The sequence below is a fragment of the Streptomyces sp. NPDC050546 genome, from assembly GCF_044457425.1.
In the GTDB taxonomy this organism is placed as follows: Bacteria; Actinomycetota; Actinomycetes; order Streptomycetales; family Streptomycetaceae; genus Streptomyces.
In genome coordinates, this window is sequence record NZ_JBITGX010000026.1 from 1 (window position 1) to 19,661 (window position 19,661).

General features: G+C 71.5%; 15 protein-coding genes and 1 riboswitch. Of the genes, 8 read left to right on the forward strand and 7 right to left on the reverse strand.

The genetic code is table 11. The features are described from left to right. Positions 1 to 91 precede the first annotated feature (91 nt). The 4 genes from ACIBK5_RS40430 to ACIBK5_RS40445 all read right to left on the reverse strand — a co-directional run bounded on the left by ACIBK5_RS40430 (position 92) and on the right by ACIBK5_RS40445 (position 4,835). Positions 92 to 772 (reverse strand): response regulator, encoded by a 681-nt coding sequence (locus ACIBK5_RS40430; protein ID WP_399027971.1) that lies wholly within the window; start codon positions 770 to 772, stop codon positions 92 to 94. Then, on the reverse strand, positions 772 to 2,442 hold the full coding sequence (locus ACIBK5_RS40435; RefSeq protein WP_399027972.1) for an ATP-binding protein: 1,671 nt from the start codon (positions 2,440 to 2,442) through the stop codon (positions 772 to 774). The genes ACIBK5_RS40430 and ACIBK5_RS40435 overlap by 1 nt, the downstream gene beginning before the upstream one ends. Before the next feature lie 138 nt (positions 2,443 to 2,580). Next, positions 2,581 to 3,525 (reverse strand): sucrase ferredoxin, encoded by a 945-nt coding sequence (locus tag ACIBK5_RS40440; RefSeq protein WP_399027974.1) that lies wholly within the window; start codon positions 3,523 to 3,525, stop codon positions 2,581 to 2,583. A gap of 53 nt (positions 3,526 to 3,578) precedes the next feature. Continuing rightward, a complete protein-coding gene (locus ACIBK5_RS40445) occupies positions 3,579 to 4,835 on the reverse strand; it encodes a citrate synthase (RefSeq protein ID WP_399027976.1) in 1,257 nt (418 codons plus the stop codon). A 110-nt stretch (positions 4,836 to 4,945) separates the two neighbouring features. Here ACIBK5_RS40445 and ACIBK5_RS40450 point away from each other — a divergent pair, with 110 nt between their 5' ends. Further along, complete coding sequence (locus ACIBK5_RS40450) at positions 4,946 to 6,109, forward strand: citrate synthase/methylcitrate synthase (RefSeq protein WP_399027978.1); 1,164 nt, start codon at positions 4,946 to 4,948, stop codon at positions 6,107 to 6,109. Positions 6,110 to 6,370: 261 nt separating this feature from the next. Continuing rightward, positions 6,371 to 6,610 carry a hypothetical protein gene (locus tag ACIBK5_RS40455; RefSeq protein WP_399027980.1) on the forward strand — a complete coding sequence of 80 codons (240 nt, stop codon included), beginning with the start codon at positions 6,371 to 6,373 and terminating at the stop codon, positions 6,608 to 6,610. A gap of 74 nt (positions 6,611 to 6,684) precedes the next feature. Here ACIBK5_RS40455 and ACIBK5_RS40460 read toward each other — a convergent pair whose 3' ends face one another. Next, positions 6,685 to 7,242: a DUF6082 family protein gene (locus ACIBK5_RS40460; protein WP_399027982.1), complete on the reverse strand. Its 558-nt coding sequence runs from the start codon at positions 7,240 to 7,242 to the stop codon at positions 6,685 to 6,687. A 322-nt stretch (positions 7,243 to 7,564) separates the two neighbouring features. Here ACIBK5_RS40460 and ACIBK5_RS40465 point away from each other — a divergent pair, with 322 nt between their 5' ends. After that, complete coding sequence (locus ACIBK5_RS40465; RefSeq protein ID WP_399027984.1) at positions 7,565 to 8,623, forward strand: CobW family GTP-binding protein; 1,059 nt, start codon at positions 7,565 to 7,567, stop codon at positions 8,621 to 8,623. Between the two features lie 29 nt (positions 8,624 to 8,652). Here ACIBK5_RS40465 and ACIBK5_RS40470 read toward each other — a convergent pair whose 3' ends face one another. Continuing rightward, positions 8,653 to 11,109, reverse strand: coding sequence for a DNA topoisomerase (ATP-hydrolyzing) subunit A (locus ACIBK5_RS40470; protein WP_399027986.1), 2,457 nt, complete (start codon positions 11,107 to 11,109; stop codon positions 8,653 to 8,655). Between the two features lie 250 nt (positions 11,110 to 11,359). On the opposite strand from ACIBK5_RS40470, the gene ACIBK5_RS40475 reads away from it, so the two are divergent. From ACIBK5_RS40475 to ACIBK5_RS40490, 4 genes are all read left to right on the forward strand, one after another. Beyond that, positions 11,360 to 12,742, forward strand: a complete 1,383-nt coding sequence (locus ACIBK5_RS40475; RefSeq protein WP_399027988.1) for a M16 family metallopeptidase — start codon at positions 11,360 to 11,362, stop codon at positions 12,740 to 12,742. Next, complete coding sequence (locus ACIBK5_RS40480) at positions 12,739 to 14,127, forward strand: M16 family metallopeptidase (RefSeq protein WP_399027989.1); 1,389 nt, start codon at positions 12,739 to 12,741, stop codon at positions 14,125 to 14,127. Before ACIBK5_RS40475 ends, ACIBK5_RS40480 begins: the two co-directional genes overlap by 4 nt. A gap of 201 nt (positions 14,128 to 14,328) precedes the next feature. Continuing rightward, positions 14,329 to 14,493, forward strand: a riboswitch (cyclic di-AMP (ydaO/yuaA leader). 12 nt (positions 14,494 to 14,505) lie between these two features. After that, the gene (locus ACIBK5_RS40485; protein WP_399027991.1) at positions 14,506 to 15,291 is read left to right on the forward strand and encodes a M23 family metallopeptidase; all 786 of its coding nucleotides are present in this window, start codon (positions 14,506 to 14,508) and stop codon (positions 15,289 to 15,291) included. A 195-nt stretch (positions 15,292 to 15,486) separates the two neighbouring features. Further along, entirely contained in the window at positions 15,487 to 16,182 is a 696-nt protein-coding gene (locus ACIBK5_RS40490; RefSeq protein ID WP_399027992.1) for a GntR family transcriptional regulator, read from the forward strand. Positions 16,183 to 16,329: 147 nt separating this feature from the next. On the opposite strand, the gene ACIBK5_RS40495 is transcribed toward ACIBK5_RS40490, so the two are convergent. Next, positions 16,330 to 16,611: an HPr family phosphocarrier protein gene (locus ACIBK5_RS40495; protein WP_071381868.1), complete on the reverse strand. Its 282-nt coding sequence runs from the start codon at positions 16,609 to 16,611 to the stop codon at positions 16,330 to 16,332. A gap of 179 nt (positions 16,612 to 16,790) precedes the next feature. Between ACIBK5_RS40495 and ACIBK5_RS40500 the strand changes: the two genes are divergently transcribed. Beyond that, positions 16,791 to 19,613 carry a GNAT family N-acetyltransferase gene (locus tag ACIBK5_RS40500; protein WP_399027994.1) on the forward strand — a complete coding sequence of 941 codons (2,823 nt, stop codon included), beginning with the start codon at positions 16,791 to 16,793 and terminating at the stop codon, positions 19,611 to 19,613. Positions 19,614 to 19,661 lie beyond the last annotated feature (48 nt).

Sequence of the window (19,661 nt, forward strand, 5' to 3'; positions counted from 1 at the left end):
TCCTCCACGCCTACAACCACCACCGCTGCCACACCGCACTCGCAGGTCAGCCACCCATCAGCCGTGTGAACAACCCCGCGGGTCAATACACCTAGGCGCGGGTCGCCCACACGTAACGGTGTTCCGGGCGGCCCGCGTCCCCGTACTTGAGGGTCAGTCTGGCCCGTCCCGTGCGCTCCAGGAGCTTCAGATAGCGCTGGGCGGTCTGGCGGCTCACCCCGGTGCGCTCGGCGATCTCCTGGGCCGACAGGGGCCCGTCGGCGTGCATCAGGGACTGACGGACCAGCTCGGCGGTGGTGGGGGAGTGCCCTTTGGGCAGATCGGGCTCCGACGGGGTCGACAGCGCCCCGAAGATACGGTCCACCTCGGCCTGCTCGGCCTCCCCGCCGCCGTCCAGGGTGCGGCGCAGCTCCGCGTACGCCTCCAGCTTGGCCCGCAGGCCGGCGAAGGCGAACGGCTTGACCAGGTACTGCAGTGCGCCCTGCCGCATGGCCGCCTGCACGGTGGACACGTCCCGGGCCGCCGTGACCATGATCACGTCGGTCTGGTGGCCGCGCCGCCGCATCTCGTGGACGACCTGCAACCCCGTCTCGTCGGGCAGGTAGTGGTCCAGGAGCACCAGGTCCAGCCGGGGCAGCGTCTCCAGCTGGAGCAGTGCCTCGGCGGCGCTGTGGGCCTCGCCGGCGACATGGAAGCCGGGCACCTTCTCGACGTAGGCGGCGTTGACCCGCGCGACTCTGGTGTCGTCGTCCACGACCAGGACCTCGATCATCACGACTCCTTCTTGGCGGTCTGCGGAGCTGACGGCACGGTCAGGGCCGGTTCGGGGCCCGGCTCGGCGAGCGCTTCGGGCAGGACGACGGTGAACTCGGCGCCCCCGCCGTACGCCTCGTCGACCGTCGCGCTGCCCCCCTGCCGCTCGGCGAGCCTGCGTACCAGGGAGAGGCCGATACCCCGCTCGCGGTGCGCCGGCGGCTTCTTCGTGGACCATCCGGCGGTGAAGATCAACTCCCGGTGTTCCGGCGGTATGCCCGGGCCCGTGTCGCGCACCCGGAGGATCGCCGTACGCCCCTCGGCGCGCAGTTCGACCTCCACGCGCGCGTGCGGCTTGCCCGCCACGGCGTCGAGGGCGTTGTCCACCAGGTTGCCGACGACGGTCACGAGCCCCTGGGGGTCGATGAGCCGGTCGGGCAGCCGGGTGCGGTCCGACACCCCCAGGGCGACACCACGCTCGGCCGCGACGGTCGCCTTGCCCACCAGCAGCGCGGCGAGCAGCGGGTCTTCGATCCGCTCGGTGACCTGCTCCGCGGTGGCCCGGTGGTCACCGACGACTTCGCCGACGAACTCGACGGCGTCGTCGTACATCTCCAGTTCGAGCAGCCCCAGAAGCGTGTGCATACGGTTGGCGTGCTCGTGGTCCTGGGCGCGCAGGGCGTCGATCAGACCACGGGTGGAGTCGAGTTCGCGGCCCAGTTGCTCCAGCTCGGTGCGGTCGCGCAGGGTGGCCACGGCGCCGCCGTCGTCGGTGGGCATGCGGTTGGCGACCAGCACGCGCTGGCCGCGCACGGTGAGCAGGTCCGTGCCGGTCACGCGCCCGGCCAGTACATCGGCCGTGCGGCCGGCGCCCAGCGCATCGTCGGGGGAGCTCCCCACCGCCGCGTCGCCGATGCTCAGCAGTCGCTGCGCCTCGTCGTTGAGGAGACGGATGCGGCCGGTGCGGTCCAGGGCGACGACGCCCTCCCGGATGCCGTGCAGCATCGCCTCGCGCTCCGACAGGAGTGCCGCGATGTCGGAGAAGGCCAGGTCCCGGGTCTGCCTGTGGACCCGCCGGGAGATGAGCCACGCGGCCAGCGCACCGACGGCCAGGGCACCGCCGGCGTACGCGAACAGTCCCGGGATCGCGTGGATCAGCCGGGCCCGGACGCTGTCGTAGGCGATGCCGACCGAGACGGCGCCGACGACGGAGCCGTCGCTGTCGCGCAGCGGGACCTTGCCCCGGGCGGAGCGGCCCAGGGTGCCGCTGTCGATCTCCATGACCTCCTTGCCGGCCAGGGCCTGGCCGGGGTCGGTCGAGACGATGCCGCCGATCTGCTTCTTGTCGGTGTGCGACCAGCGCACACCGCGCCAGTCCATCACCACGATGTACTCGGCCTGGGTGGCCTTGCGGATCCGCTCCGCCTCCTGCTGCACCGGGCCGGTCGGGGAGGGAGGGGTGTCCCGCAGGTCCTGTGCGAGGTCCGGCTGCTGTGCGGTCGTCTGCGCGATCGCGAGCGCGCGGCGCATCGCCTGGTCGTCCAGCTGGTTGCTCAGAGGCGCGAGGAACAGCCCGGTCGCGAGGACCGCGACTCCCGCGGCGATCGCCACCTGCATCAGCAGCACCTGCGAGAACACCCGCCGTGGGAGGCCGAGGCGCAGGCGGCGAGCGGGGGGAGTGGGGCTCATACCCAAGACGGTACGTGCGGCTGCCTACCTGCCGTAACGGGTGTGGCGTGGATCTCTTGATCAATGCTTGCGACGGCGGGATCGGGCGGAGGTGGCATCAATGCTTGATGGAGACGGCACCTCCCGGAGGCCGGCCGGTCAGCTCGCGAGTGCCGTCGTCACCCTCATCTCGCGCACCGCCACGACGTCCATCCGCGCGGGCGAACCGAGGACGGACGCCCCGCAACTCTCCGGACGGGGCGGCAGAGCCGCGCCCTGGGCCACCTCGACCTGCCAGCGGCGCCCGTCGGTGTGGGCGACGGTCACCTCCCAGCGCGGGGCGGCGCCCGCCGTCCGTACGACGCTCAGCGCCTCCGCGGCATACTCGCCGGTCGCGGTGCGCACGGCGAGTTCGGCCGCCTGACCGGGCCGTTCCCAGGCCGAGCTGCCCCGGCAGCCCTCCACGACGATCCGCCCCTCCCCGGCGCCGTGCAGGACCTCCTTGAGGGTGTGGGCCTCGGCCCGGCCGTACGCGTATCCGTACGGCAGCACGAGCACGGTCGGGGAGAAGCGGTGACCACCCAGATGGGTGACCTCCCAGACGCCCTCGACCCCCGACGTGGCGAGCTCGGCCGCCAGAGGCCGGCCCAGGAGGGCGCAGCAGCGGTCCCGCTTGCCGTTGGTGCAGACGAGGGCGAGCGGATCACCGTCGTGGGGCCGGCCGCCGAGCACCGCGTCGAACGTGTGGTGGTCGCCCCGGCCGAGCGCGGCGAAGTCGAGATCGAGCAGCTGCTCCGGGTCCGGGGTCGTGGCGCCGTGCAGCCACACCTGTCCCGGAACGGTGTGGGCCGCGTACACCCGGCGCGAGGCGGGCATGCGGCGGTCCGCGTGGCGCCCGGGGCGGCGGATGAGCGCGATCCGCACGCCCGTGTCCTTGGCCGCCGCCTCCAGGGCACGGCCCAGCGCGGGGTCCAGGTGGCTCGAGGTGAGCGCCTTGGCACCCCACGGACCTGGCTGTTCCAGCAACAGCCAGGTCCTCGCGGTGGCCGCGGTCGCCGAAACGGGCTCGTCGAAGTCCCGGGAGACGCTCGTGCACGTACTCACACAGGTGAGCCTAACCTGAGTTGGTTCTCGGCGGCGTCCGGGCCCGCCCTGCCCTACTCCGGCAGTGGCCGAGGCGGCTTCGGACCCCCGTAGAGACCGCTCGGACGCATGCGCAGGGGGCGTTCGCCGTACTCCTCCAGGGCGTGAGCGATCCAGCCCGCCGTACGGCCCACGGCGAAGATCGTCTCGCCCGCGGTCGAGGGCATGCCGCAGGACGCGGTGAGCACGGCGAGCGCCAAGTCGACGTTGGCGTGCAGCGGGGCGTGGCGGGCGGCGGTCCCGACGATGTCGCGGGCCGCGAGCAGGGCGGGCTCCGCGCGCGGGATCTGTTCCAGGAGGGTGAACAGGGCACGCGCGCGTGGGTCCTCACCGGGGTAGAGCCGGTGGCCGAGTCCCGGGATGCGGCGGCCGGCGCGCAGTTCGTCCGCGATCACGGGCGCCGCGTCGCCCTGGTCGAGGACGTCGAGGAGCAGCCGGTGGGCGAGCCCGCTGGCCGCGCCGTGCAGCGGGCCCTCGATCACACCCAGCCCCGCGGAGACCGCCGCGTAGGCGTGGGCACGGGCCGACGCGGCGACACGCACCGCGAGCGTGGAGGCGGCCAGATCGTGGTCGACGAGGAGGGCGAGAGCGGCGTCCAGGGCGCGCAGCGACGCCTCATCGGCGTCCCGCCTGGTCAGCCGGGTCCACAGGCGGTGGGCCAGGGGGCCCTCGTCGTGGCGGTCGTGCCTCACGGGTGGCAGAGCGGCGACGAGCGTGGGAATGAGCGTGCGCGCCGTGCCGAGCACGGCCTCCTCGGACAGGTCGAACCGCAGCGGGTCGGCGGTCGCGGCGGCGATCGTGGCGACGCGCAGCAGATCGGTGGGCGCGGCGTGTTCGGGCAGTGCGTCGACGGCGCGACGGGCCACGGCGACGGAGGCGGGGGGCGCGGTGAACGTGCCGCCCGGGTGCATCCGGCCGGTCCACAGCCACTCGGCGACCTCCTCGTAGGTGTGCCGTGCGGCCAGGTCCACCGCGTCGACTCCGCGGTAGTAGTAGCGGTCGCTCTCGATGAGCGTGATGCGGGTCCGTACGGACAGCTCCCCGCCGGATCCGGAACTGCCCGTGCCCTCTCGCCTGTTGCGCCGGGCGAGCGCCTCGACCTCCCCGGCGTCGAAGGTGCTGCCCCGGCCGCCGGCCACCCGCCGGCTGCTGAGCTGACCGCGGCTCACGTACGCGTACACGGTCTCCGGCTTCACGCCGAGCAACTCGGCGGCCTCCTTGGTGCTCAGCCGCCTGTCCGCGTCACGGGTGGCGGGTTCTTGATCGCGCATGGGGGTCACCGTATCCGCCTAGCGGCCCATTGACTGATGTATTGATTGAATCAATATTGACACGACTCAAGTCAATCATGGACAGTCGAATCAAGTCCAGGGAGGAAGACATGTCCGTCAACAGGTCCGCAGCCACTCTTCTCGACGTGCCACGAGGACTCGCCGGGGTCGTCGTCACCGACACCCGGATCGGTGACGTCCGCGGTCTCGAGGGCTTCTACCACTACCGGCAGTACTCGGCCGTCGACCTCGCGCGGGCCCGCGGGTTCGAGGACGTCTGGCACCTCCTCGTGCACGGCGAACTGCCGGACGCCGGGCGCGGCGCGGCCTTCGCCGCCGAGACCGCCGCGCTGCGGCGGCTCCCCGACGAGGTGCGAGCCGCTCTGCCGGCCATAGCGGCGGCCGGCGGGCGCTCCGGCCCACTCGCCGGGATGCGTACGGCACTGTCGCTGCTGGGTGCGGCGAAGGGGTTCCGTCCCGTGTACGACGTCGATGCCGAGCAGCGCCTGCGGGACACGCTCGAGGCGGCCGCCGCCGTACCCACGCTGCTCACCGCGCTGCACCGGCTGGGGCGAGGGCTCGAGCCCGTGGAGCCGCGCGAGGATCTGTCGTACGCGGCGAACTACCTCTACATGCTGACCGGTTCGGTACCGACCGAGCGGCACGCGCGGGCGATCGAGCAATACCTGATCTCAACCATTGATCACGGATTCAATGCATCAACCTTTACGGCCCGGGTCATCGCATCAACCGGCGCGGACGTGGCGGCGTGCCTCGCCGGTGCGGTGGCGGCGCTGTCCGGGCCGCTGCACGGAGGTGCGCCCAGCCGCGCCCTGGACACCCTGGACGCGATCGGCACCCCGGACCGGATCGACTCCTGGGTGCGTCAGCGGGTGCTCGCGGGAGATCGCATCATGGGCTTCGGACACGCGATCTACCGCACGGAGGACCCGCGGTCCCGGATGCTGCGCGAGGTCGCCCAGGCGTTCGGCGGGCCGCGCGTGGAATTCGCCGTGGAGGTCGAGCGTCACGTCGAGGCGATCCTGGCGGAGCTGAAGCCCGGCCGTGAGCTCCACACCAACGTCGAGTACTACGCGGGCGTGGTCATGGAACTCTGCGACCTGCCCCGAGAGATGTTCACCCCGACCTTCGCCGCCGCGCGCGCTGTGGGCTGGAGTGCCAACATCCTGGAGCAGGCGGAGGACACGAAGATCATCAGGCCGGTGGCGCGGTATGTGGGGCCGGAGGCCCCGGTGTCCGTGCCGACTGCATAAACGGCAACAACTGCCTTATACGGGCTGATGATCGATTCTTCGCTGCCTTCCGTCACTCTTGCGGATGTTCTCCAGGATCGCGCGTGGCTCCACCCTCGCGGGTGATAAAACAGGGCCGCATAGATGCCTTGCCTCCTTGGGGCGTGGGGGCGGACTGTGTGCGTGTCGCGCGGCGGCCAGGGCTCCGGCCTGCGAGGATGCCTCCGCTCGCGCGGCCGCGGGCGCAGGCGCTTGTGCCTTGAGAACAGAGGGAATTCAACAGTGAGTCAGATCATCCGCCGCCTTGGTGTCGCACCCCGCTATCGAGGCAGTACCGGTGGCGGGACATGTCCCGACATCTTTGAACTGGCCGACGGGAACTTCGCGGTCATCGGTACGGATGTCACTGACTCCCTCGACGCCCAGCTGCCCGCCGACGCCGGACGCGCCGACTACGAACGCATCGTCGTCATCACCCGGGAGACCCTGGTCAAGGCGAAGAAGGACATCCCCGACGCCTAGTGATGTCGTCGTGATGTCGTCGTCGTGAAGGAGCTGTCCCGTCTCGGCACTGCCGTGTGGGCCGGCTCCTTTCCTCATGGGTCGGTGGGAGGCTCACCGACCACCCACCACTCATCGGTGTCCGCTTCGTCGAGTTGTAGTAGCAGGTCGTCGACGAGCCGGCCGAGTTCCGCCTCCTCGGTGCCTGTGAGGCTCGCGCGCTGTCCCTGGGTCGCGTACCAGTACTCCCTGACGATCGGGTTCTGGAAGATGCCCCGGACGTGCTTGACGAACTCGTCCCTGCCCATGTTGCCGATGCGGTAGTAGCAGAGCAGGTTGGTGTACAGGGCGTTGGCGAAGAGGTACTGCCGACGCCGCTCAGGGGTGACGGGCCTCTCGAAGATGTCCAGGACCTCGGCGAGTTCGGTGTCGTCGATCGCCTTGCTCAACAGCTCCCAGTGCTGACGCTGCTGCCTGGCCAGATTGGAGCGCTGCTGCGTGCGGGCGTGCTGTTCCAGCTGCTCCAGGCGTTCGTGCAGTGTGTCCATCGCCTGCTTCTGTGCCGCCATGGCGACGAGGGCGCCGGCCACCACGCCGAGGCCGGCCGCGGCAGCGGAGCGCAGTCCCTGTATCCCAAAATTTCGTGTGGCCATGTCAACCCCCGAGTCAGGCGGCCGTCCGCCGGTCGTCGGTATGCGGGTCGACTGGAGGGGACCGGCGAGCAGTGGGCGGCGCTTGCCGTCTCCCCAGAGTGCCGAGCGGCGCTGATCGGCGGGGAGGCGGAGAGGCGGCGCACGGAGGGAAGCGAGGGTCGCACGATCCGGCGCCTTGCCGAACGTCTGCCCCGCAAGTGCTGCTAACAATCGTTCACTCAGGCGCGATTCCTGCGGCTCGTATCCTGGTCCGGCATTCATTCTTCGTCCCTGTGCCGAGAACGCGAGCCGGTGCACGCGTCGGCGTGAGAGAGGTCGCACGGTGAGTCAGCCGAGCCCGAGTCCGCGGCAGATCCCGGTCGTGGTGCTGGCCGGATTCCTCGGATCCGGAAAGACCACGCTGCTCAATCATCTCCTGCACCGCAGCGGAGGCAGCCGGATCGGCGCGGTCGTCAATGACTTCGGGGCCATCGAGATCGACGCGATGGCCGTCGCGGGCGCGCTCGGCGATTCGACCGTCTCGCTCGGCAACGGATGCCTGTGCTGTGCGGTCGACGCCGGCGAACTGGATCTCTACCTTGAGCGGCTCACGGAGCCCTCCCTCGGCATCGACGTCATCGTCATCGAGGCCAGCGGTCTCGCCGAGCCGCAGGAGCTCGTGCGGATGGTGCTCGCGAGCGAGGATCCGCGGATCGTGTACGGCGGGCTCGTCGAGGTCGTCGACGCCGCCGAGTTCGACGACACCCGGACCAGGCATCCCGAGATCGACCGGCATCTCGCGCTGGCCGACCTCGTCGTGGTCAACAAAGTCGACCGGGCGGCGGACTGCGAGGGTGTCCTCGGGCTGGTCCGGTCCCTCGTCGACCGCGCGGCCGTCGTCCCGGCCACCTACGGCCGGATCGACCCCGAGTTCCTCTTCGACTGCCGGCCGAGCGAGGAACGCGTCGGGCAGCTGTCCTTCGACGATCTGCACGAGACCGGCGCGGACGGCCATGCCGGGCATCTGCACAGCGCGTACGACAGCCTGTCGTTCGTCTCCCGGGAGCCCCTCGACCCACGCCGGCTGATGGAGTTCCTCGACAGCCGCCCCGAGGGGCTGTACCGGATCAAGGGCTACGTCGACTTCGGCCCCCATGACGTCCGGAACCGCTACGCCGTGCACGCCGTCGGACGGTTCCTGCGCTTCTACCCGGAGCCCTGGCCGGCCGGCGACGAACGCCTCTCCCAGCTGGTCCTCATCGGCTCCGGCATCGACACCGCAGCCCTCGACAAGCAACTCGATGTGTGCCGCAGCGAGGCCCCACACGCCGACGAGCACGGCATGTGGGGCGTCCTGCGGTATGTACCGGGCACCGAGGAGGATCTCGCGGAGCCTGCCTAGGTGTGCTGTCCGGACCCGCCGGAGTCTGCCTAGACCGGGCCTGCCACCACCCACACGGTCTTCGCCAGGGACACCCCCGAGCCGTCCCGCCGCGGGTCGATCTCCGGAAGGTCGACCGGAGTGCCGTTCTTCTGCGCGGCGAGGGCCGGGACCGGGCCCGCCCAGGCCAGGGACAGGCAGTCCTCGCCCTTCAGGAACCGCTGGCAGCGGACGCCGCCCGTGGCGCGGCCCTTGCGCGGGTACTGGTCGAACGGGGTCAGCTTGGCCGTCGTCTGGACGGAGTCGTCCAGCGTGCCGCGTGAGCCCGCGACGGTGAAGACGACGGCCTCAGCGGCCGGATCCACCGCCGTGAAGGAGATGACCTTCGCGTCCTCCGTGAGCTTGATGCCCGCCATGCCGCCCGCCGCGCGGCCCTGGGGACGGACCACCGAGGCCTGGAAACGCAGCAGCTGGGCGTCGTCGGAGATGAAGATCAGATCCTCGTCGCCGGTCCGCAGTTCCACCGCGCCGACGATCCGGTCGCCCTCCTTGAGGGTGATCACCTCGAGCTCTTCCTTGTGGGACGGATAGTCCGGCACCACACGCTTGACCACGCCCTGCGCCGTGCCGATCGCCAGACCCGGCGACGACTCGTCGAGGGTCGTCAGGCAGACCACCGTCTCGTCGTCCTCCAGGGAGACGAACTCCGCCAGCGGGGCACCCCCCGCGAGGTTCGGCGTCGGCATCGACTCCGGGAGCTGGGGCAGATCGATCACGTTCAGCCGCAGCAGCCGGCCCGCCGAGGTGACCGCGCCCACCTCGCCACGGGCGGTGCCGGGCACCGCCGAGACGATCACGTCGTGCTTCACGCGCTCGGCGCCGGCGTCCTCCGTGAACGGCTCGCCGTTCGCCGTACGGGCGAGCAGACCCGTCGAGGACAGCAGCACCCGGCACGGGTCGTCGGCCACCTGGAGCGGCACGGTCGCGACCGGTGTGCCGCCCGCCTCCAGCAGGTCCGTACGCCGGTCCGTGCCGAACTTCTTGGCGACGGTGGCCAGTTCGGAGGAGACCAGCTTGCGCAGCTCGGCGTCCGAGTCGAGGATCCGGGTCAGTTCCTCGATCTCCGCGTTGAGCCGGTCCTTCTCCGTCTCCAGCTCGATGCGGTCGAACTTGGTCAGACGGCGCAGCGGTGTGTCGAGGATGTACTGCGTCTGCACCTCGCTCAGCGAGAACTGCTCCATCAGGCGCTGCTTCGCCTGCGCGGAGTTCTCGCTGGAGCGGATGAGGCGGATGACCTCGTCGATGTCCAGCAGGGCCGTCAGCAGGCCCTCGACCAGGTGCAGTCGGTCGCGCTTCTTGCCGCGGCGGAACTCCGAACGCCGCCGTACGACGGTGAAGCGGTGGTCGAGGTAGACCTCCAGGAGCTCCTTGAGGCCCAGCGTGAGCGGCTGGCCGTCGACCAGGGCCACGTTGTTGATGCCGAAGGACTCCTCCATCGGCGTCAGCTTGTACAGCTGCTCCAGGACCGCCTCCGGCACGAAGCCGTTCTTGATCTCGATGACCAGGCGCAGGCCGTGCTGGCGGTCGGTGAGGTCCTTGACGTCGGCGATGCCCTGGAGCTTCTTCGAGCCGACCAGGTCCTTGATCTTGGCGATCACCTTCTCCGGGCCGACCGTGAAGGGCAGCTGCGTGACGACCAGGCCCTTGCGGCGCGCCGTCACGGTCTCCACGGCGACGGTCGCCCGCATCTTGAACGTGCCGCGGCCCGTCTCGTACGCGTCCCGGATGCCGGGCAGGCCGACGATGCGGCCGCCGGTGGGCAGGTCGGGGCCCGGGACGTGCTTCATCAGCGCGTCCAGATCCGCGTTCGGATACCTGATCAGGTGGCGGGCGGCCGCGATGACCTCGCGCAGGTTGTGCGGCGGCATGTTCGTGGCCATGCCGACGGCGATGCCCGAGGCGCCGTTGACCAGGAGGTTCGGGAAGGCGGCGGGCAGGGCCACCGGCTCCTGTTCCTGGCCGTCGTAGTTGGGGTTGAAGTCGACGGTGTCCTCGTCGATGGAGTCCGTCATCAGGCTCGTCGCCTCGGCCATCCGGCACTCGGTGTACCGCATGGCGGCCGGCGGGTCGTCGTTGCCCAGCGAGCCGAAGTTGCCGTGGCCGTCGACCAGGGGGACGCGCATCGAGAAGGGCTGGGCCATGCGCACGAGGGCGTCGTAGATCGACGCGTCGCCGTGCGGGTGCAGCTTGCCCATCACCTCGCCGACGACGCGGGCGCACTTGACGTACCCGCGCTCGGGACGCAGGCCCATCTCGCTCATCTGGTAGACGATGCGGCGGTGCACCGGCTTGAGGCCGTCGCGTGCGTCCGGCAGGGCGCGGGAGTAGATGACCGAGTACGCGTACTCGAGGAAGGAGCCCTGCATCTCGTCGACGACGTCGATGTCGAGGATCCTCTCCTCGTACGAGTCGTCGGGCGGCGGGGTCTTCGTGCTGCGGCGGGCCATCGCTGCCGGCTCCTTGCCTCTGCGATCCGGATCTGACGCCGACCATTGTGGACCGCCGCACTGACAACCGGGACCAGGACCCGGTCTCTGACGCCCGCCGCGCCGTCCGGCCCGGCACAGCGGGTCACTCGATCTCGCTCTCCGCGTACGCGCCCGGGAACTTCACCAGCGTTCCGCACGCTTGCATACAGTGGCAGGACCGGCAGGAATCCGCGGTCGGAACGACCGCACCGCGATCGAAGGGACGTACATGCCCATGGGTCACACGGCCACAGCCCAGGCAGGCTCCGGGGGCCTGACAGCGACCGAGCACCGCCTGGCCAACGGCCTGCGCGTGGTGCTCTCCGAGGACCACCTGACCCCGGTCGCGGCGGTGTGCCTCTGGTACGACGTCGGCTCGCGCCACGAAGTCAAGGGGCGTACCGGCCTGGCTCACCTTTTCGAGCATCTGATGTTCCAGGGTTCCGCGCAGGTGAAGGGCAACGGCCACTTCGAGTTCGTCCAGGGCGCGGGCGGCTCGCTGAACGGCACGACCAGCTTCGAGCGCACCAACTACTTCGAGACCATGCCCGCCCACCAGCTGGAGCTCGCCCTCTGGCTGGAGGCCGACCGGATGGGCTCCCTGCTGTCCGCGCTCGACGACGAGTCGATGGAGAACCAGCGGGACGTCGTCAAGAACGAGCGCCGCCAGCGCTACGACAACGTGCCCTATGGCACCGCCTTCGAGAAGCTGACCGCCCTCGCCTACCCGGAGGGCCACCCCTACCACCACACCCCGATCGGCTCGATGGCCGACCTGGACGCGGCGACCCTGGAGGACGCGCGGGCGTTCTTCCGGACCTACTACGCGCCGAACAACGCCGTGCTCTCCGTGGTCGGCGACATCGACCCGGAGCAGACCCTGGTCTGGATCGAGAAGTACTTCGGCTCCATCGCCGGCCACGACGGCAAGCCCGCGCCGCGTGACGGCGTGCTGCCGGAGACCATCGGCGAGCAGCTGCGCGAGGTCGTCGAGGAGGAGGTCCCGGCGCGCGCCCTGATGGCCGCCTACCGGCTGCCGCACGACGGCACGCGCGCGTGCGACGCGGCCGACCTGGCCCTCACCGTCCTCGGCGGCGGCGAGTCCTCCCGTCTCTACAACCGTCTCGTGCGGCGGGACCGTACGGCCGTGGCGGCCGGATTCGGCCTGCTGCGGCTCGCCGGGGCGCCCTCCCTGGGGTGGCTGGACGTGAAGACGTCCGGTGATGTCGAGGTGCCGGTCATCGAGACCGCCATCGACGAGGAGCTCGCCCGGTTCGCCGAGGAAGGCCCCACGGACGAGGAGATGGAGCGCGCCCAGGCCCAGTTGGAGCGCGAGTGGCTGGACCGGCTCGGCACGGTCGCCGGCCGCGCCGACGAACTGTGCCGGTACGCCGTGCTGTTCGGCGACCCGCAGCTCGCCCTGACCGCCGTGCAGCGCGTGCTGGCGGTGACGGCCAAGGAGGTCCAGGAGGTCGCCAAGGCCCGCCTGCGGCCCGACAACCGCGCGGTGCTCGTCTACGAGCCCGTCGCGGACGAGACCGGCGAGGACGCCGACAGCACCGAGGGCACCGCAGCCGCGGCCACGAACGAGAACGAGGAGGCGGCCAAGTGACCGAGCTCGCCACGATGGACTTCCACCCGCAGCCGCAGGCGGGCGACGCCAAGCCGTGGGCCTTCCCGGCCCCCGAGCGCGGCACGCTCGACAACGGCCTCACCGTGCTGCGCTGCCACCGCCCCGGCCAGCAGGTCGTCGCCGTGGAGGTGCTGCTGGACGCGCCCCTGGACGCCGAGCCGGCCGGCCTCGACGGGGTGGCCACGATCATGGCCCGGGCCTTCTCCGAGGGCACCGACAAGCACTCCGCCGAGGAGTTCGCCGCCGAGCTGGAGCGCGCCGGCGCCACCCTCGACGCGCACGCCGACCACCCGGGCGTCCGGCTGAGCCTGGAGGTGCCGGCCTCCCGGCTCGCCAAGGGGCTCAACCTGATCGCCGACGCCCTCAGGGCGCCCGCGTTCGCGGACAGCGAGGTCGAGCGGCTGGTCAACAACCGCCTCGACGAGATCCCGCACGAGCTGGCCAACCCCGCCCGCCGTGCCGCCAAGGAGCTCTCCAAGGAGCTGTTCCCGGCGGACGCGCGCATGTCGCGGCCCCGGCAGGGCAGCGAGGAGACGGTCGCCGCGATCGACTCCGCGGCCGTACGCGCCTACTACGAGAAGCACGTCCGCCCGGCGACCGCCACCGCCGTGGTCGTCGGCGACCTCACCGGCATCGACCTCGACGCGCTGCTCGGCGACACGCTGGGCGCCTGGACCGGCTCCTCGGCCGAGCCGCGGCCGGTGCCGCCGGTGACCGCCGACGACACGGGCCGGGTCATCGTCGTGGACCGCCCGGGCGCCGTCCAGACGCAGCTGCTCATCGGCCGGATCGGCTCGGACCGCCACGACCGCGTCTGGCCCGCCCAGGTGCTCGGCACGTACTGCCTCGGCGGCACCCTCACCTCCCGTCTGGACCGCGTCCTGCGCGAGGAGAAGGGATACACCTACGGTGTGCGGGCGTTCGCCCAGGTCCTCAGGTCCGCCCCGGACGGGACCGGTGCCGCGATGCTCGCCATCAGCGGCTCCGTGGACACGCCCAACACCGGCCCCGCCCTCCAGGACCTCTGGACGGTGCTGCGTACCCTCGCCGCCGAAGGGCTGACCGACGCCGAGCGGGACGTCGCCGTGCAGAACCTGGTCGGCGTGGCGCCGCTGAAGTACGAGACGGCGGCGGCCGTCGCGAGCACGCTGGCGGACCAGGTCGAGCAGCACCTGCCCGACGACTACCAGGCCGCGCTGTACCGGCAGCTCGCCGCGACCGGCACCGTGGAGGCCACCGCGGCGGCCGTCAGCGCCTTCCCGGTGGACCGTCTGGTGACCGTCCTGGTCGGAGACGCGGCGCAGATCAAGGGCCCGGTCGAGGCCCTCGGCATCGGTGAAGTCGCCGTGGTCGCCGCCGAGTAGCGGGAGGCGAGCGCCGCGCGCGTAGGGGCCCTGGTTGTCTTCTAAGGCACCAGGGCTCCTTTATGCCCGAATTGGGATGGGAGTTGCCCGTCTGCCCTGTGGGATGCGCTACAAAAGCCGGGATCCGTTTGGGAATTGAAAGTGGCGCCGCTTAGCGTCGTCCGGGCTGTTCGTCAGGCAGTGCGCCGCACCCGCGGCACCGGACAGTCATCGCCGAGTCCCCGTACGGCGCGAGCCAGGGGAGCCGGGGACCCACCGCAGTCCCTGGGGTGAATCGGACGCCCGCGCGAGTCGCGAGGGGGTCCGTAGGAGACCTTCCTGCTCCGAACCCGTCAGCTAACCCGGTAGGCGAGAGGGAAGGAAAGGAACAGCCACCACATGGCGTTCACGCGCGCCACCGGGAAGCACCGTCGTCCCAGCAGGATCCAGCGCCGCACGGCCCACGCAGCGGGCGTCGCGGCTCTCGCCACCACCGGCGTCGTCGGCACCGTGGCCGCCCCGGCCTTCGCCGCGGAGCCCGCCGCCGAGCAGACGGGCCTCACCCCGGTCGTGACCATGGGCGACACCGTGGCCCAGAAGATCGACGCCCAGGCCGTCGCCCAGAAGCAGGCGGCCGAAGAGGCCGCCGCCAAGAAGAAGGCCGAGGAGGCCGCCCGCAAGCGGGCAGCCGAGGCGGCCAAGGAGGCCAAGGAGAGGGCCGAGGAGGCCCGCGAGGCCAAGGAGCGCGCCGCCCGCGAGGCCGAGCGCAAGCGTCTCAACACCTTCGTGTCCCCGATCTCCGGCTCGTACGTCTCCACCGGCTACAAGTCCGGCGGTGCCGTCTGGTCCTCCGGCAGCCACACCGGTGTCGACTTCCACGCCTCCAGCGGCACGGCCGTCCACTCGGTCGGCATGGGTGAGGTCGTCGAGGCCGGCTGGGGCGGTTCCTACGGCAACCAGGTCGTGATCAAGATGAACGACGGGACGTACACCCAGTACGGCCACCTGTCGTCCAGCAGCGTCTCGGTGGGGCAGAAGGTCACGCCCGGCCAGCAGATCGGCCTGTCCGGCGCCACCGGCAACGTCACCGGCCCGCATCTGCACTTCGAGGCCCGCACCGGACCCGACTACGGCTCCGACATCGACCCCGTGGCCTACCTCCGCTCGCACGGCGTGGACGTCTGAGCGTCCGGCGGCGACTGCTCCGCTTCCCGAAAGCCCCGGCTCCCCGAGCCGGGGCTTTCGGCGTTCGCCACGGCCGGCTGTCCAAAAAATATCCCTGGATTCCTGTACGCCGTCGGAAATTCCGGCTCATTGCAATAGAGTCACGGAACACACGTCACCAGTCGACGTTTCACGGGGATTAAGCGGAGGTCGGTCATGCGTATTCCCGCGCACGCGGTGTGCACGGCCATCCGGGACGACATCGTCGCGGGTGTCTACGAGCGCGGCAGTCGGCTCACCGAGGAGCTGCTCGCGCGCCGCTACGGCGTCTCGCGTGTCCCCGTCCGGGAGGCCCTGCGCACGCTGGAGGCCGAGGGCTTCGTGGTCACCCGGCGGCACGCGGGCGCGTGCGTCGCCGAACCCACCGAGCAGGAGGCCGCCGACCTGCTGGAGATGCGCATGCTGCTGGAGCCGCTGGGTGCCGCCCGCGCCGCCCAGCGCCGCACCGAGGCTCATCTGAAGGTCCTGCGCGGCCTGGTCAGGCTCGGCCAGGAGCGCGCCCGCCGGGGCAACAGCGACGACCTCCGCTCGCTGGGCGGCTGGTTCCACGAGACGCTCGCCCAGGCCTCCGGCAGCCCCGCGCTGACCTCGATGCTCACCCAGCTCCGGCACAAGATCGCCTGGATGTACGCCGTGGAGGCACCGGCCGGACCCGTGGAGTCCTGGGCCGAGCACGGGGCGATCGTGGACGCGGTGGCGCGCGGGGACGGCGAGCGCGCGCGGGCGGTCACGGCGCTGCACACCGAGCGCGCGACGGCCGCGCACCGGCTGCGTTTCGGCTCCGCCGGGGAGCGCGCCGAGCGTGTGAGGAACTCGCAACATGCCGTAAACACGGCAAGCCTGCGGCATTAACACGGGAGCCGTATACAAAGAGCGGGGAATTCGTGGGGGATTATTTCCGCTGCCCGCCGACAGGAAATGCACGGAAAAAGCGAAGGGCTCGCCCGGTGAATTCGGACGAGCCCTTCAGGGTGCGCCGGGTCGGGCGCGGGGAAATACTCAGACGGTCTCGGGAAGCTCCTCGAGACCCTCGGAGACCAGCTTGGCGAGCCGGTCCAGGGCGATGTCCGCGCCCTCGGCGTCGGAGGCGAGGACGATCTCCTCGCCGCCCTGGGCGCCCAGGCCGAGGACGGCCAGCATGGAGGCCGCGTTGACGGGGTTGCCGTCTGCCTTGGCGATCGTCACCGGGACGCCTGCGGCCGTGGCGGCTCGGACGAAGATGGAAGCGGGGCGGGCGTGGAGGCCCTCGGCCCAGCCGACGTTGACGCGGCGCTCAGCCATGTGTTGCTGCCCTTCGGTGTTCAGGGTTGTCTAGACCAGTTTCCCATAACGTGAAGCTGTGCCGGAGCGGTCCTGATGACCCGCCCCGGGGTGCCGTCGGATCGCGGCCTCGACCCGACTGACGCCCTCCACAGACTGCCTCGCGCCCGCTGTCGGACGCTAGCCGTACTCTGGGGCCCATGCAGACCTCGCCGGACCGGCACGAGTATCCCGCCCACTGGGAAGCCGACGTGGTGCTGCGCGACGGGGGTACCGCGCGCATCCGGCCCATCACCGTTGATGACGCCGATCGCCTGGTCAGCTTCTACGAGCAGGTCTCCGACGAGTCGAAGTACTACCGCTTCTTCGCGCCGTACCCTCGCCTGTCCGCCAAGGACGTCCACCGCTTCACGCACCACGACTTTGTGGACCGGGTGGGACTCGCGGCCACGGTCGGCGGCGAGTTCATCGCCACCGTACGCTACGACCGGATCGGCGCCGACGGAACGCCCGCGTCGGCACCGGCCGACGAGGCCGAGGTCGCCTTCCTGGTCCAGGACGCCCACCAGGGCCGCGGCGTCGCCTCCGCCCTGCTGGAGCACATCGGCGCGGTCGCCAGGGAGCGCGGCATCCGCCGCTTCGCCGCCGAGGTGCTGCCTGCCAACAACAAGATGATCAAGGTGTTCACCGACGCCGGGTACACCCAGAAGCGCAGCTTCGAGGACGGCGTGGTCCGTCTGGAGTTCGACCTCGAACCCACCGACCGCTCCCTCGCCGTGCAGTACGCGCGCGAGCACCGTGCCGAGGCCCGCTCCGTGCAGCGGCTGCTCGCGCCCGGCTCGGTCGCCGTCATCGGCGCCGGGCGCACACCGGGCGGCGTGGGCCGCAGCGTCCTCGGCAATATCCGCGACGCCGGGTTCACCGGCCGCCTGTACGCCGTGAACAAGGCCCTCCCCGAGGATCAGAAGGAGCTCGACGGGGTTCCCGCCCACCGTTCGGTGCGCGACATCGACGGCCCGGTCGACCTCGCGGTCGTCGCCGTACCGGCCGAGTACGTCCCCGAAGTCGTCACCGAGTGCGGCGAGCACGGCGTGCAGGGGCTCGTCGTGGTCTCCGCCGGGTACGCCGAGAGCGGCCTCGAGGGGCGCGAGAGCCAGCGCGCACTCGTGCGGCAGGCGCGCACGTACGGCATGCGGATCATCGGGCCGAACGCGTTCGGCATCATCAACACCTCCCCGCGGGTACGGCTCAACGCCTCCCTCGCCCCCGAGACGCCCCGCCCGGGCCGGATCGGCCTCTTCGCCCAGTCCGGCGCCATCGGCATCGCGCTGCTCTCCCGGCTGCACCGCCGCGGCGGCGGCGTCACGGGCGTGACCGGCGTCTCCACCTTCGTCTCCTCCGGCAACCGGGCCGACGTCTCCGGCAACGACGTGCTCCAGTACTGGTACGAGGACCCCGACACCGACGTCGTCCTCATGTACCTGGAGTCCATCGGCAACCCCCGCAAGTTCACCCGCCTCGCCCGCCGTACGGCCGCGGCGAAACCGCTGGTCGTGGTCCAGGGCGCGCGGCACGCGGCCGCTCCCCAGGGGCACGCCGTCCGGGCGACCCGGCTGCCGCACGAGACCGTCTCGGCCCTGCTGCGGCAGGCCGGAGTCATCCGCGTCGACACCATCACCGACCTGGTGGACGCGGGCCTGCTCCTCGCCCGCCAGCCCCTGCCGGCCGGGCCCCGGGTGGCGATCCTCGGCAACTCCGAGTCGCTCGGCCTGCTCACCTACGACGCGTGCCTCGCCGAGGGCCTGAGGCCGCACCCCCCGCAGGACATGACCACGGCGGCGTCCGCGGCGGACTTCCACGCGGCCCTCTCGCGCGCACTGGCAGACGACCGGTGTGACGCGGTCGTCGTCACGGCCATACCGGCGGTGGGGGAGGTCTCGGTCGCGGACGCGGCCCTCGCCGAGGCCCTGAGGTCGGCATCGGCCGCCGCCCCGGCCAAGCCGGTCCTGGTCGTGCACGTGGAGCTCGGCGGCCTGGCCGAGGCCCTGTCGGCGGCGGTGAGCACGGCACCCCAGGCAGAGTCGGGCCCCCCACCGCAAACCGCTCCCCGGCCGCCGCTCACCGACGAGCGACCCCCCGCTGTCGAGGCCCCCGAAGGCGCCCATCTCATCCCCGCCTACCCCGCCGCCGAACGCGCCGTCCGCGCCCTCGCCCAGGCCGTCACCTACGCGCAGTGGCGGCGCGACGCCGCCGAGCCCGGCAAGGTGCCCGAGTACGACGACATCGACGAGAGGGGCGCCGCCACGCTGATCGACGGGCTGCTCGCGCGCGGGCAGGGACTCACGCTGGGCACGGAAGAGACCTGCGACCTGCTCGGCCACTACGGCATCCACGTCCACCGCGCCCTGCCCGCCCCGACCCCCGACGCCGCCGCCGAGGCCGCCCGCGCCCTCGGCTACCCCGTGGCCCTCAAGGCCACCGCCCCGCACCTGCGACACCGCGCCGACCTGGGCGGCGTCCGTCTCGACCTCGCGGACGAGGAACAACTGCGGCGCTCGTACACCGAGTTGACCGAGCTGTTCGGCGCACCGGACGAGCTGCGCCCCGTCGTGCAGCGGATGGCGCCACGCGGCGTGGACGTCGTCGTACGGGCCGTCATCGACCCCGCGGCCGGAGCGGTGCTCTCCTTCGGGCTCGCCGGCGCCGCCTCACAGCTGCTCGGCGACACGGCACACCGGCTGATCCCGGTCACCGACCGGGAGGCGGGCTCGCTGGTGCGGTCGATCCGCACCGCACCCCTGCTGTTCGGCTGGCGCGGCTCCGCACCGGCCGACACCCGCGCCCTGGAGGAGCTGCTGCTGCGGGTGTCCCGGCTGGTGGACGACCATCCCGAGGTCGTCGCGGTCACCCTGGAGCCGGTCGTCGTCGCCTCGCACGGCCTGAGCGTCCTGGGCGCCTCCGTCCGCCTGGCGACACCGCCCGCCCGCGACGACCTCGGCCCCCGGACCCTCCCCGCGTACTGACAGGGGGCGAGCTGTGCCTCGCAGTCAGTGGGCCCCCGTAGGATGGGC